Origin of the sequence: Pseudomonas moorei, from assembly GCF_008801475.1 — a bacterium.
GTDB classification, from domain to species: Bacteria; Pseudomonadota; Gammaproteobacteria; order Pseudomonadales; family Pseudomonadaceae; genus Aquipseudomonas; species Aquipseudomonas moorei.
The window spans coordinates 150,032-163,249 of the sequence record NZ_VZPP01000013.1; the positions used below are offsets into that span (position 1 = coordinate 150,032).

General features: G+C 59.3%; 12 protein-coding genes. 6 read left to right on the top strand and 6 right to left on the bottom strand.

The window, feature by feature from the left end:
* Positions 1 to 37 precede the first annotated feature (37 nt).
* Together F7R06_RS24020 and yaaA are read right to left on the bottom strand one after the other, a co-directional pair.
* Positions 38 to 1,354: a nucleotide sugar dehydrogenase gene (locus F7R06_RS24020; RefSeq protein ID WP_090324988.1), complete on the bottom strand. Its 1,317-nt coding sequence runs from the start codon at positions 1,352 to 1,354 to the stop codon at positions 38 to 40.
* Between the two features lie 825 nt (positions 1,355 to 2,179).
* Positions 2,180 to 2,959 (bottom strand): peroxide stress protein YaaA, encoded by a 780-nt coding sequence (gene yaaA, locus F7R06_RS24025; RefSeq protein ID WP_090324986.1) that lies wholly within the window; start codon positions 2,957 to 2,959, stop codon positions 2,180 to 2,182.
* 188 nt (positions 2,960 to 3,147) lie between these two features.
* Between yaaA and F7R06_RS24030 the strand changes: the two genes are divergently transcribed.
* From F7R06_RS24030 to F7R06_RS24055, 6 genes are all read left to right on the top strand, one after another.
* Positions 3,148 to 4,272 carry a polysaccharide deacetylase family protein gene (locus F7R06_RS24030; protein WP_090324985.1) on the top strand — a complete coding sequence of 375 codons (1,125 nt, stop codon included), beginning with the start codon at positions 3,148 to 3,150 and terminating at the stop codon, positions 4,270 to 4,272.
* A 358-nt stretch (positions 4,273 to 4,630) separates the two neighbouring features.
* Positions 4,631 to 6,025: a PhoH family protein gene (locus tag F7R06_RS24035; protein WP_056854495.1), complete on the top strand. Its 1,395-nt coding sequence runs from the start codon at positions 4,631 to 4,633 to the stop codon at positions 6,023 to 6,025.
* 177 nt (positions 6,026 to 6,202) lie between these two features.
* Positions 6,203 to 6,676 (top strand): cyclic pyranopterin monophosphate synthase MoaC, encoded by a 474-nt coding sequence (moaC, locus tag F7R06_RS24040; RefSeq protein WP_090324983.1) that lies wholly within the window; start codon positions 6,203 to 6,205, stop codon positions 6,674 to 6,676.
* Entirely contained in the window at positions 6,673 to 6,915 is a 243-nt protein-coding gene (gene moaD / locus F7R06_RS24045) for a molybdopterin converting factor subunit 1 (protein ID WP_090324982.1), read from the top strand. Before moaC ends, moaD begins: the two co-directional genes overlap by 4 nt.
* A gap of 3 nt (positions 6,916 to 6,918) precedes the next feature.
* The gene (moaE, locus tag F7R06_RS24050) at positions 6,919 to 7,371 is read left to right on the top strand and encodes a molybdopterin synthase catalytic subunit MoaE (RefSeq protein ID WP_090324980.1); all 453 of its coding nucleotides are present in this window, start codon (positions 6,919 to 6,921) and stop codon (positions 7,369 to 7,371) included.
* Positions 7,372 to 7,674: 303 nt separating this feature from the next.
* A complete protein-coding gene (locus F7R06_RS24055) occupies positions 7,675 to 8,451 on the top strand; it encodes an ABC transporter substrate-binding protein (RefSeq protein ID WP_090324979.1) in 777 nt (258 codons plus the stop codon).
* Between the two features lie 119 nt (positions 8,452 to 8,570).
* Here the strand turns inward: F7R06_RS24055 and F7R06_RS24060 are convergent, their stop codons facing one another.
* The 4 genes from F7R06_RS24060 to rhlB form a co-directional block, all read right to left on the bottom strand.
* Entirely contained in the window at positions 8,571 to 9,212 is a 642-nt protein-coding gene (locus F7R06_RS24060) for a helix-turn-helix transcriptional regulator (protein WP_090324977.1), read from the bottom strand.
* 90 nt (positions 9,213 to 9,302) lie between these two features.
* Positions 9,303 to 10,430, bottom strand: a complete 1,128-nt coding sequence (locus F7R06_RS24065; protein WP_090324975.1) for an NAD(P)/FAD-dependent oxidoreductase — start codon at positions 10,428 to 10,430, stop codon at positions 9,303 to 9,305.
* 144 nt (positions 10,431 to 10,574) lie between these two features.
* Complete coding sequence (locus tag F7R06_RS24070; RefSeq protein ID WP_090324974.1) at positions 10,575 to 11,522, bottom strand: ornithine cyclodeaminase family protein; 948 nt, start codon at positions 11,520 to 11,522, stop codon at positions 10,575 to 10,577.
* A gap of 138 nt (positions 11,523 to 11,660) precedes the next feature.
* On the bottom strand, positions 11,661 to 13,148 hold the full coding sequence (rhlB, locus tag F7R06_RS24075; RefSeq protein WP_090324972.1) for an ATP-dependent RNA helicase RhlB: 1,488 nt from the start codon (positions 13,146 to 13,148) through the stop codon (positions 11,661 to 11,663).
* Positions 13,149 to 13,218 lie beyond the last annotated feature (70 nt).

A 13,218-nucleotide genomic window follows, 5' to 3' on the forward strand; every position in this document is an offset into this window, starting at 1 on the left:
TTAACTTGCCGCTTGAAGCTTTTCGCTTATTGCTGCTTTACCAGCAGATCCCTTCGGTGCGGCCGCTGACGCTGGTGGCCTTGGACATGAAGCCGACCAGGTCGATCACCTGCTTGCCGTGCGGGACGTCCTGCACCAGGGTGCGGAATTTCTCGTCACGGTTACCGAGGATGATCACGTCGGAGTTGTTGATCACGTCGTCAAAGTCGGCGTTGAGCAAGGACGAAACGTGAGGGATCTTCGACTCGATGTAATCCTTGTTCGCGCCATGGACACGGGCGTATTCGACGTTGCTGTCGTAGATGCTCAGGTCGTAGCCCTTGCCGATCAGCATTTCCGCCAGGTCAACCAGTGGGCTCTCGCGCAGGTCGTCGGTGCCGGCCTTGAAGCTCAGGCCCAGTAGCGCGACTTTGCGTTTGTCGTGGCTGGATACGATGTCGAAGGCGTTCTGCACCTGGGACTCGTTACTGCGCATCAGCGAGTTGAGCAGCGGGGCTTCCACATCGAGGGAGCCGGCGCGGTAGGTCAGGGCGCGAACGTCTTTCGGCAGGCAGGAACCGCCGAAAGCGAAGCCTGGGCGCATGTAGTACTGGGACAGGTTCAGGGTCTTGTCCTGGCAGACCACGTCCATCACTTCGCGACCGTCGACGCCGACCGCCTTGGCGATGTTGCCGATCTCGTTGGCGAAGGTCACTTTAGTGGCGTGCCAGACGTTGCAGGTGTACTTGATCATCTCGGCGACGGCGATGTCCTTGCGGATGATCGGTGCATCGAGCTCTTCGTACAGCGATTGCAGAACGTCACCCGAGGCCTTGTCGAACTCACCGATGACGGTCATTGGCGGCTGGTCGTAGTCGGCGATGGCGGTGCTTTCGCGCAGGAACTCAGGGTTCACGGCGACACCGAAATCGACACCGGCTTTCTTGCCCGAGCAGTCTTCGAGGATCGGGATGACCACGTTGGCCACGGTGCCAGGCAGCACGGTGCTGCGTACGACGATGGTGTGGCGGGTGCTCTTGTCACGCAGGACAAAACCGATTTCGCGGCACACGGCCTCGATGTAGTTCAGTTCCAGATCGCCGTTTTTCTTGCTCGGCGTGCCGACGCAGATCATTGACAGGTCGGTGTCGCGAATCGCCTCGGCAAAGTTGGTCGTGCCGCGCAGACGGCCCGTCTGGATACCTTGCGCCAGAAGTTCGCCCAGGCCCGGTTCAACGATCGGCGATTTGCCGGCATTGATCATATCGATCTTGTCTTTGGCAACATCGACGCCGACGACGTCATGGCCCCGTGCAGACAGGCAACCGGCACACACTGCGCCGACGTAACCCAAACCAAATATGCTGATGCGCATCGCAATTACCTCTCTATTATCAAGCCTGTATTCATCAGGCCATTAGATGGCCGTAGTTAATGGTGTTTCAGCGGTCATAGTGCACTCGCAAGTGCGGATTGCAGGCGCAACAATGCCGCGTACTGGCATATAAGTTACGAGTGTCTAAATAAGTGCACTCAAGGTGTGCGTAACCAGGCCTTATTATTGTGACGTGCCCTGTTATGCAGCCGACCCCCTGTTGTCAGAGGATGACTGTGCAATCGTCTTGCGCGCTCAAAGCCAGGCTGGAAGCCTGTAAATCAAGCGGTTGGGTGCTCCATCGAGCACGCTTATAGGGGCGCTGCCATGGCCTTGTAGGGGATAGTCATAAACCGTTATCTCCTGTCCGTTGTGTGTTGCTCAAATCAGGGATTATTCAGCACAAGTTGATGTGACAACTTTGCTACATGGATCTCTGCTCTGCGTAAGTTATCTCGTACAAGCACTGTGAGAATCGTTACCGGTGGTATGAGCGGTGCATTCGGACATAGTTCCGATCCGCTGATCACGAAATCTGAAATTTCTTGAAATATTGAGAAAGATGGCACTGCTTTCATATTGATAGCACTTGCCGTTTCGCCCTTTATATATAGGCGATTTATTGGAGGGGATAGTTTTTTGCCACTACTGATAAAAATTTTCAGTGCCACTACTGAAAAAAATCGTAAAAGTCGAGTGAAACTAAAGTTATAAATTTGAATGATGTATTTTTGGCGCCATAAAAATGGCGAAAAAGGCGGGGGAAGTGGGGTGATCTATGGGGGGGCGCATGACGAATTTGAGCGTCATGCGCCAAGCGGTGCTTCAGTCTGGAGCGTGATCGCGCAGGAACACCAGGTTGTCCGGTTTCGACTGCTCGGCGCTGTAACGATAGCCTTGCACGTCGAACTGTTTGAGGGCGGCCGGGTCGTTGATGCGTTCTTCAATCACGAAGCGACTCATCATGCCGCGCGCCTTTTTCGCGTAGAAGCTGATGATTTTGTACTGGCCGTTCTTCAGGTCCTTGAACTCGGTATTGATGATGCGCGCGTTCAGGGCATTGCGTTTGACCGCCGAGAAATACTCGTTCGAGGCCAGATTCAGCAGCACGTCATCACCCTGGTCGGCCAGGGCTTCATTCAACCATTCGCTGATCCGCGTGCCCCAAAAGGCATACAGATCCTTGCCCCGGGCGTTGGCCAGTTTGGTGCCCATTTCCAGGCGGTACGGTTGCATCAGGTCCAGTGGGCGCAGCAAGCCGTACAGGCCGGAGAGCATGCGCAGGTGTTGTTGGGCGTAATCGAAATCGGCTTCGCTGAAGGTTTGTGCATTGAGGCCGGTATAAACGTCGCCCTTGAACGCCAGCAAGGCCTGTTTGGCGTTTTCAGGGGTGAACGCGGGCGTCCAGCTGCCGAAACGCGCGGCGTTGAGCCCGCCGATCTTGTCGGAGACGTGCATCAGCTCGCTGATTTGCGCCGGTGTCAGCTCGCGCAATTGCAGGATCAGCTCCTGGGAATGGTCCAGGTATTGCGGTTGGGTAAAGCGCTGGGTCGCCGGCGGTGTTTCGTAATCGAGGGTCTTGGCGGGTGAAATCACCATCAGCATGAAGTCGTCTCCTTTAATCGTGGTGGCGATTCTAGGGGGTTGTCCTGGTTGACTCCAGCTATCAAGGTCATAGGTGATCGGTGGTTTGCCAGGATGGGTTCCCTCGCCACAATGAGTTCGGCTTGGCTGCGGGTGTTGGGACGGGATCAGCTATAGTGCCGCGCGGGTTTTGTTATGGAGACATCTCATTGCGCTTTGTTTTTCTATTTTCGGCCTGGCTCCTGAGCTTCGGGGTCCTGGCGGCGCCGGGTGAAGTGGCGACCCTTGATCGCAGCACCTGGCCTGAGCAACTCGGCAATCCGACGCTGTTCGACGTCGCCTCACGCGCTGAAATCCTGATGTTTGCCCATGTGCTGCTGACCAGCGAAGCCCTGGACGAACCGGCGCTCGCCCAGCGCCTGGGCTTGCGTACGGTCAACATGGCGTCGGTCAATCACGTGCGCCAGCGCCTGTGGCAGCGCCTGTTGAGCAACTACAACTTCGCCCAGCAGAGCTGCGACCAGGATGCGTCTTTCTGTTTTCTGGTCGAGGACTTGCCTACCCTGCGCGAACAAGCCGCCAAGTTTCAGATCGGTGAGGACAGCTACTACATCAAGTGGGCCGAACCGAGTCGCCTGTTCCATGCCCAGTACCTGGACGAGCAATTGCGCAAGGCCGCGCTGTTTCCGCAAACCAGCAGCGAAGTCGATCGTTTTGGCGACTTTGAGCGCAATGGCGACGAGATGCACGACCGGCTGTTTCTGCTGACCTTCGACAGCGGCGCCAACGCCATGCCGGACAACACGACCTGGGTCACCGAGTACCTGCGCAAGTCGAACTTGAGCGGTACGTTCTTCGTGCTGGGCAAGGATATTCAGGCGCGTCTGGCGGAGCGTTCGGTGGCGAGCCTGCAGTCGACCTACTCCATGCAGTGCGTCGGCGTCCAGGGCTGGGAGTTCCGCTCCCACAGCCATTGGCAGGACTGGCAGGATTCGATACGGCGTAGCGTCGAACTGGTCAAAAACAAGCTGCCGGAGAACTACGTGCCGTTGTTTCGTCCGCCCGACGGTCAGCGCCGTTCCGATGCCGAAGGCTTCTTCAAGTCTCAGGGGGTGCGGGTGGCGTTGTGGGACATCGATGCCCAGGACGGCGCCGGCAAACTCAAGGCCACCCAGAGCGCGCAGCGGGTGCTGACCCTGATGCTGCTGTGGCGCCATGGGGTGATCAATTTCAATGTGAAACAGGATGGGGTGAAAACGGCGCTGCCCTGGCTGATTACGCAAACGGCGCAAAGCGGGATCGGTTGGGAGGACTGCCAGAGCGGTTTCCAATGACAAAGCCGACGCGGCTTCGCTGGAAACGGGAAATGCCCGTAAACATTGGGTGAAGGGCGATTTTGGGAGGGATTTCGATGCAGGCGGACTTCCGACTTTAAACGGGTGATGGCAGTCCGCCAAGTGCTATTGGTCATTCTGAAAAATAAACTTCAAAAAAGCGTCAAAGTGCTTTTTTCTGTCATGTGTTTTGGAGTATTACGAAGACAGACCGCCGAAACCTGCAACACAGGTGGCGTCTTCCAAGACCCGTTTGTTTGCAGTCACTTGGATCTCCGCAGGTGAGATTCGGCGGCCACTTCGAGGCGCAGCACCGCCAAGGTATTGCGTCGACTGGCTCCCACAAAGGTGACCGAGTATGGATGATCACGGACGTAGCTCTTCTTCCAACCAGCCAATCCTTTATGTACTCGATACCAATGTATTGATTCACGATCCAAACGCGCTCCTCAATTTCGAAGAACACCACGTTGCCATCCCGATGACCGTGCTTGAAGAGCTCGACAAGCTCAAGAGCGGGCATCACAGCGTTGCTGCCGAATGTCGCCAGGCCATTCGCCTGATCGACAAGACCCTGGGCGATGCCTCTCCCGAGGACGTCGAGCAGGGCGTGCCGATCCAGCGGGGCAAGAGCGGTCCGAAGGGCTTGCTGTCAATTCTGATGAGCAAGCGTGCCGAGCCGAACATCATTCTGCCCGAGCACCTCAACGACAACATCATCATCAACCAACTGATCGACCTGCACGCGCGCGATCCGAAACTGCCCGTGGTGCTGGTCACCAAAGACATCAACATGCGCCTCAAGGCCCGTGCTTGCGGGATCGCGGCCGAGGACTACAGCACCGACCAACTGGTCGACGACGTATCGCTGCTGCCAAACGGTTATCACAACATGACCGGCTCCTTCTGGGACCGTGTGAGCAAAGTCGAAACCCGTCAGGACCATGGCCGCACCTGGCACCAGGTGCAACTGATCGACAACCTGCCGGCCGTGCATATCAATGAGTTCATCATCGATGAGCAGGGCTTTGTCGGCTGGATCAAGGAGATCGAAGAAGACAAGCTGCTGATACTGGACCTGCATCAGGAACCACTGTTGCATCAGGAAGCCTGGGGTCTGAAGCCACGGGACATCTATCAGAGCCTGGCGCTTTATGCCTTGCTTGATCCGGACATCCACCTGGTCAACCTGTCCGGTGCGGCCGGCTCCGGTAAAACCATCCTGGCACTGGCGGCAGCCATCGAGCAGACCATGGTCAGCAAGCGCTACCGCCGGATCATTGCCACCCGCAGCGTGCAGGGCCTGGACCAGGAGATCGGCTTCCTGCCCGGTACCGAAGCGGAAAAAATGGAGCCATGGCTGGGCGCTATCACCGACAACCTCGAAGCCTTGCACATGGATGACGAAAGCACCCATGGCAGCGTCGATTACATCCTCAGCAAAGTGCCGTTGCAGTTCAAATCCCTCAACTACATCCGGGGCCGCAGCTTCCAGCAGAGCCTGATCCTGATCGACGAATGCCAGAACCTCACACCGCACCAGATGAAGACCATCATCACCCGTGCCGGTGCCGGCTCCAAAGTGGTGTGCCTGGGTAACCTGGCACAGATCGACACCCCATACCTGTCCGCGACCAGCTCCGGGCTGACCTACCTGACAGAACGCTTCAAGGATTTCCCGAACGGGGTGCACATCACCCTGCAAGGGGTGCCACGTTCGATTCTGGCCGAATACGCCGAATCGCATCTGTAACCTTTCAGCCAAAACCGGGCGGCCTCAAAAGCCGCCCGGTTTTTTATGCCCGGCACAATCTCCCTGTAGGAGCGAGCAAGCTCGCTCCTACAAGGGGAGGGTGGTGGGCCGATAATCGTGCGTGCGGAATTCTGACCCGCAGGTTTACAATCGACGCTCCTGATCAGGAGTAACCCCGTGCTGACTCATCTCGATTCCCAAGGTCGCGCCAACATGGTCGACGTCACCGAAAAAGCCGTGACGTTCCGTGAGGCGACGGCCCAAGCGCTGGTGCGCATGCTGCCCGAAACCCTGCAGATGATCGTCAGCGGCGGTCACCCCAAGGGTGATGTCTTCGCCGTGGCGCGCATCGCCGGCATTCAAGCGGCGAAGAAAACCAGCGACCTGATTCCCCTGTGCCACCCGCTGATGCTGACCGGCGTGAAAGTCGAGCTCAGTGCCGAGGGCGAGGACAGCGTGCGTATCGTCGCTCGCTGCAAACTGTCCGGGCAGACCGGCGTCGAGATGGAAGCCCTGACCGCCGCCAGTGTGGCAGCGCTGACCATCTACGACATGTGCAAGGCCGTCGATCGCGGCATGATCATCGAAAGCGTGCGCCTGCTGGAAAAGGTCGGCGGCAAGAGCGGACATTTCCAGGCGGATCAGCCATGAATATCACGGTGAAATTTTTTGCCCGTTATCGCGAAGCGATTGGCGTGGATGCGCTGAAGGTCCAGGGCGATTTCGCCACTGTCGACGATGTGCGGGCGCTGCTGGCTCAGCGCGATGGCGCCGAAGTGCTAACCGAGCAGAACCTGATGTGCGCGCGCAACGAAGACCTCTGCCAGCTCGACGAGCCGGTGAGCGAGGGCGATGAAGTGGCGTTTTTTCCGACCGTGACCGGGGGCTGAGCCATGGCGATTCGCGTGCAGTCCACGGCGTTCGATCCGGGCGCCGAAGTCAACGCCATGCACGATGCCAATGTCGGCGTTGGCGCGGTGGTGAGTTTTGTCGGCTACGTGCGCGACTTTAATGACGGGCTCGACGTAGCCGGAATGTTCCTCGAGCACTATCCGGGCATGACCGAAAAAGCCCTCGGCAAGATTGCCAGCGAAGCCGGGCAGCGCTGGCCGCTGCTCAAGCTGGAAGTGCTGCATCGCATTGGCGCCCTGGAACCGGGCGAGCCCATCGTCTTTGTCGGCGCCGCCAGTGCGCACCGCCAGGCGGCGTTCGACGCCTGCGCCTTTGTCATGGACTACCTGAAAACCCGCGCACCGTTCTGGAAGAAAGAAAACACCAGCGACGGCCCGCGATGGGTGGAAGGGCGTGACAGTGATCATGCGGCGGCGGATCGCTGGAAGCATTAATTCCTGCGCTGTTCTTTCGACCGTTATCGCGGGCAAGCCCGCTCCCACAGGTTCGATGGCGTACATACATTCGTGTACGACTCGAACACTGTGGGAGCGGGCTTGCCCGCGATGAGGCCATCCGCATCACCCAATAATCTCCTGACTCCCCTCCCGACCACCGGCCGATACGGACTGCATTTGTCTGATTGACGGATAATACGTAAAAGTCCAATATGGAATTATAAGTACAAAAAAGGCTTTCCCTGTTTCAGCTCTTTCTTCTGTCTTGCCAAACCAACAACAACCCGCGAGAGAACGAACATGAAGAAGTTTCCCCTCATCACCGGTCTGGCCCTGAGCCTGTTGGCGTGCAGTAGCCTGTTTGCCGCCGAGAAAACCTTGCGCATCGGTATCGAGGCTGCTTACCCGCCGTTCGCTTCCAAAACCGATCAAGGCGAAATCGTCGGCTTCGACTACGACATCGGTAATGCCTTGTGCGCACAGATGAAGGTCAAGTGTGTGTGGGTTGAAGGCGAGTTCGACGGTCTGATTCCTTCCCTGAAAGTGAAGAAAATCGACATGGCGCTGTCGTCCATGACCATCAACGACGACCGCAAGAAGTCGGTGGATTTCACCCACAAGTACTACTTCACGTCATCGCGTCTGGTGATGAAGGAAGGCGCAGTGGTGGATGACCAGTACGCCAGCCTCAAAGGCAAGACGGTCGGCGTGCAGCGTGCCACTACCACGGACCGTTATGCCACCGAGGTGTTCGAGCCCAAAGGCATCATCGTCAAGCGTTACGGCAACAACGAAGAAATCTACATGGACCTGGCGGCCGGTCGCCTCGACGCCATTTTTGCCGACACCATTCCGCTCAATGACTTCCTGTCGATGCCGCGCGGTAAAGGCTACGCATTTGTCGGGCCTGAGTTGAAAGACCCGAAATACGTCGGCGAGGGCGCCGGGATTGCCGTGCGCAAGGGTAATGCCGAGTTGGTCAGCGAACTGAACACCGCCATCGATGGCATTCGCGCCAATGGCGAGTATCAGAAGATTTCCGAGAAGTACTTCAAGTCGGATATTTACGGCGACTGATAGTCCGCTATCGCTGGCAAGCCAGCTCCCACATTGTCTGCGCCGTGCACAATTATGTGATCACCGCAGAACCTGTGGGAGCTGGCCAGCGATGAGGCCGGAACCGCCAATGCAGATCTCTAGCCCTTCAATTCCTTCAAATGCTTGTACACCGTCGCCCGTCCCATGTTCAGCACATTGGCCACGTAGTTCGAAGCGCTTTTGCCTTTGAAGGCCCCTTCGGCGTGCAGCGCCAGCACCAGCTCGCGTTTGTGGTCGCGGGTCAGCAGGTTCAGGCTCAGTTGCCGCTCGCGCAGCCAGTTATGCAGGAAAGTATTGATGCGCTCCTGCCAGTCGTCGCGAAACAGTGAGTCCGGTTGAGGAATCAGTTTGTTCGGCGACAGAAACAGGTCCAGCGCCGCCTTGGCATTTTCAAACAGCGAAATATTCAGGTTGATGCACAGGACCGCCAGCGGATGACCTTCGCGGTCGCGCAGGACGGTGCTCAAGCTGCGAATTTTCTGACCATCCCAATTGAGCTTTTCATACGGCCCGATATTTCGTTCGCTGACATCGTCGCTGAGCATGTCTTCGAGCGCCGAGTCGTCGCCGATCTCCCGTTTCGACAGGTTGTTGGCGATGTAATCGACCTTTTGCGTACGCAAGTCGTGCAGCACCACTTCGGCGTGGGGAAAGAACAGCGTGGCGATGGCGTCGGCAATCGCCCGGAAGTTATCCAGGGACGCGTCGTTCAGGGCCGGGTCTTTTTCGGGGGCGTTCATACGTGGGGCTCCGGGCAGCTTCAGCGCCCCGAAAAACGGGGCTCTGAAAGTGTGCCGCAATCGTGTCGGCGCGTCACCTGAGGACGAAAATCAACCCAGGCGGGCAGGGGAGAGCATGTCGGCGTTCAAGCCGAAGCGCGTGAGTTGCTCGGGCAGGGCCTCGCCGCGCACCAGGGCGGCGCTGGCCTGGCCCATGGCGGGCGAAGTCTGGATGCCATAGCCGCCCTGTGCCGCCACCCAGAACAGGCCTGGCACCTGCGGGTCGAAACCAGATAGCAGGTCGCCATCACTGACGAAGCTGCGCAGGCCGGCCCAGGTACGGGTCGGACGGCGGATGGTCAGGGTCGTGGCCTCTTCGATCTGGTAAATGCCCATGGCGATGTCCAGCTCTTCAGGCTGCACGTCGTGGGGTTCTACCGGGTCGGTGTTGGCCGGCGAGCCGAGGAACATCCCGGCATCGGGTTTCATGTAGAAGGATTCGTCGAGGCTGACCAGCATCGGCCAGTGATGAATGTCCACGCCTTCGGGACCGGCAAAGATGAACGCCGCGCGCCGCTTGGGTTGCAGGCCCAGCGGTTTGGCGCCGGCCAGTTCGCCGATCTTGTCCGCCCAGGCGCCGGCGGCGTTGATGATGATCGGTGCGCTGAAGGTTTCAGTTTGGGTCTGTACGTGCCATACGCCTGCGGCATCGCGGCTCAGGCCCAGTACTTCGCAGTCTGTATGGACTTGGCCTGTGTTGCGGCGGATACCGCGCAGATAGCCCTGATGCAGCGCGTCGGTGTCGATGTCGCTGGCGGTCGGGTCGTAGATAGCACCGTGGACTTTTTCCTGGCGCAGGATCGGCAGGCGGGCGCAGGCCTCCTCGGCGCTGAGCAATTGCATCTCGGGCACCGTGGCCTTGGCGCTCAGGTATTGATTGTTCAGCTCGGCCGGGTCGCCGGTGAAGTCCACGGTCATCTCGCCGCGCGGGGTCAGCAGCGGATGCTCGCAGAAGCCGGCGGGTGGGGTGTCGAAAAACTCGCGGCTGGCCTGGGTCAATGCGCGAACCTGCGGCGTGCCATAAGCGGCGGTGTACAGCGCGGCCGAGCGACCGGTGGAGTGATAGGCCGGATGGGATTCGCGTTCGAGCACGACCACGCGCCCGTGCTGGGACAGCCAGAAACCGGTGGAAGCGCCGGCAATCCCGCCGCCGATGATGATGAAGTCTGCGTGGCTCATGAACGTCTCCTGATGGGGCGTAAATGCCAATGTTTTGAATGCTCTATGTGGGAGCGAGCCTGCTCGCGATGGCATGTCAGACGACTCAGTGGTGCCTGATCCACCTTCGCGAGCAAGCTCGCTCCTACAAGGGGTTATGTGTTGTCAGGGCAGCAGGCGGTAGATGGCATTGGCCAGCGCGATGTCTTCCAGGCCCAGGCCGATGGAGCGGAAGTACACATGACGATCGTAGTCGGGGCGCTGCACCTTGCCGCTCAGCAGATCGGCCAGGTCGCCGACCAGCGCATTTTTATCCCAGCCGTGTTGCTCGCCGGCGATCAGCATCTCACCCGCCGAGCCCGGAGTGGTCAGACGGTAGTCGCAGAACACCTGCATGTCATTGAGGCTCTGCGGCGGTACTTCGTGGGCGCGTGGGGCGTTGGTGCTGATGGAGGTGATCAGCGCCGCTTTGCTCAGGCGGGACGGGTCGATCACCGGGCCGGCGGACGAGGTGCACAGCATGATCACGTCGGCATCGGCAATGGCGGCTTCACGGCTGTCGACGATGGTCAGGCGTGGGTCGAGGCTTGTGATCTGCGCCAGATCCTGCGGGCTGGCCTCGTTGAGGCCCGGGGCATACAGGCTGATGGACTGCCAGTCGCGCAGGCCTTTGACGTAGTGCACGTGCGCCTGAGCGACTTTGCCGCCGCCGATGATCGCCAGGCGCGTGGCTTGTGGCGGTGCGAGGGCATCGATGGCGACGGCGGTGGTCGCGGCCGTCCGTGCGATGGTCAGTTCACCGGCGTCGCACAGCATCAGTGGCTGGCCGGTTTTCATCGACATCAGCAAGGTCCAGGCGGTCACCAGCGGGCCTTGTTCGCGCACGATGTACGGCGACGTCTTGACCCCGTACACGCCTTCTTCGGCCAGCACGCCCAGGTAGTTGATGAAGTCGCCGGCGCCCTGGGGAAACTCCACCAGTTGCTGCGCAGGTTGCACGGCCTGGCCGGCGGCGAGGTCGCGGAACAGCTTGCGCATGATTTGCGGTACGTCGACCTGGGCCAGCCATTCACGGGCCTGCGGTTGGGTGATCACGTGGGGGCTGTGGGTCATGGTGGCTCCGGGCAGTGAAATAAACTAATTTGTCTATTATGGACATTTAAATATCGTGATCAAGCGCCCGATGAAAAAAAGCCGGGCAAAAAAAAGCGCAGTCCGTTGCCGGCTGCGCCTTTTTCTGCAAGTCGTCCGTTACGGGCGCTTGCGCTCAACCGCACGCAGCAGATGCGTCGGTGGTGTTTCACAGCTGATCTTGCGACCCAGCTTCTCTTCGATGGACGGTAGCTGGTAGGAGTCGTCTTCACCGGCAAAGCTGATGGACACGCCGTCTGCGCCAGCGCGACCGGTACGGCCGATGCGGTGCACGTAGTCGTCCGGAACCTCCGGCAGGGTGAAGTTGATCACGTGGCTGATGCCGTCGATGTGGATGCCGCGCCCGGCCACGTCAGTGGCCACCAGCACACGGATCTTGCCTTCGCGGAAACCTTCCAGGGTCTTGATGCGCTTGTGCTGCGGCACGTCGCCGGACAGCTGCGCCGCATTGATGCCATCACGCACCAGGCGTTCTTCGATACGCCGCACTTCATCCTTGCGGTTGGCGAACACGATCACTCGCTCCCAGCCGTTATCGTTGACCAGGTTGTAGAGCAGTTTGTATTTGTCGGCAGCGGCCACCGCGTAGATGTGCTGCTCGACGTTTTCGTTGGCCACGTTGGTGATTTCGATTTCGACGATGGCCGGGTCGGTGGTCCATTGCTTGGCGAGGTTCATCACGTCTTCGGTGAAGGTCGCGGAGAACAGCAACGTCTGACGCTCGCTCTTGGGCGGGGTCTGGCGAATGATCTGACGCACTTGCGGGATGAAGCCCATGTCGAGCATGCGGTCCGCTTCGTCCAGCACCATGACTTCGACCATGTCCAGGTGCACGTCGCCGCGCTGGTTGAAGTCCAGCAGGCGGCCCGGCGTGGCAACGAGGATGTCGCAGTGGCGAGCCTCGAGGTGCTTGAGCTGCTTGTCGAAGTCCATGCCGCCGACGAAGGTCATGACATTGAGGCCGGTGTATTTGGTCAGGTCGGCGGCGTCCTTGGCGATCTGCACCACCAATTCACGGGTTGGCGCAATGATCAGTGCCCGTGGCTCACCCATGTAGCGCTCTTTCGGCGGCGGGGTTTGCAGCAGCTGGGTGATGATCGAGATCAGGAACGCGGCGGTCTTGCCCGTGCCGGTCTGGGCGCGGCCGATGGCGTCTTTGCCCGCGAGGGTGAAGCCCAGCACCTGGGCCTGGATCGGCGTGCAGTACGGGAAGCCCAGGTCCTGGATGGCGTGCATCAGTTCCGGGGCAAGTTTGAAATCGTGGAAGCGGGTTTTGCCTTCCTGCGGCTCGACGACGAAATCTTCGAGTTTCCACGGGATCACCGGGGCTTTTGGTTTCGGTTCGCGGCGCGGTTTGGCGGGTTTTGGCGTTTCGCTGCGCGGTTGTTCGGTGACAGTGGTTGCTGCAGGCTGCTCGGCCGCTGCGGGCTTGGGCTCGTGTTTCGGTGCCGCGGCGGTGGCGGCCCGACCAGACTGATGACCGTCGGCGCGGTGGCTGGGCGTGTGAGACGGAGCGCTGGGGACTGGCGCGAGTTGCTCAGTCTCGCTTTTACCGAACATTTTCTTGAGTGCTTTGAGCACGGTCATCTCATCAATTGGTTAAGGAATATACGCCGGCCAGTGTAATGCAAGAATCGGGCGCGGCGTAGTGGGATGG

Coding starts and splice junctions, on each gene's coding strand:
- F7R06_RS24060 (WP_090324977.1), bottom strand. CDS start 9,212: ATGAACGCCCCCGAAAAAGACCCGGCCCTGAACGACGCGTCCCTGGAT.
- F7R06_RS24070 (WP_090324974.1), bottom strand. CDS start 11,522: ATGACCCACAGCCCCCACGTGATCACCCAACCGCAGGCCCGTGAATGG.
- rhlB (WP_090324972.1), bottom strand. CDS start 13,148: ATGACCGTGCTCAAAGCACTCAAGAAAATGTTCGGTAAAAGCGAGACT.
- moaD (WP_090324982.1), top strand. CDS start 6,673: ATGAATATCACGGTGAAATTTTTTGCCCGTTATCGCGAAGCGATTGGC.
- F7R06_RS24055 (WP_090324979.1), top strand. CDS start 7,675: ATGAAGAAGTTTCCCCTCATCACCGGTCTGGCCCTGAGCCTGTTGGCG.
- F7R06_RS24065 (WP_090324975.1), bottom strand. CDS start 10,430: ATGAGCCACGCAGACTTCATCATCATCGGCGGCGGGATTGCCGGCGCT.
- F7R06_RS24020 (WP_090324988.1), bottom strand. CDS start 1,354: ATGCGCATCAGCATATTTGGTTTGGGTTACGTCGGCGCAGTGTGTGCC.
- moaE (WP_090324980.1), top strand. CDS start 6,919: ATGGCGATTCGCGTGCAGTCCACGGCGTTCGATCCGGGCGCCGAAGTC.
- yaaA (WP_090324986.1), bottom strand. CDS start 2,959: ATGCTGATGGTGATTTCACCCGCCAAGACCCTCGATTACGAAACACCG.
- F7R06_RS24035 (WP_056854495.1), top strand. CDS start 4,631: ATGGATGATCACGGACGTAGCTCTTCTTCCAACCAGCCAATCCTTTAT.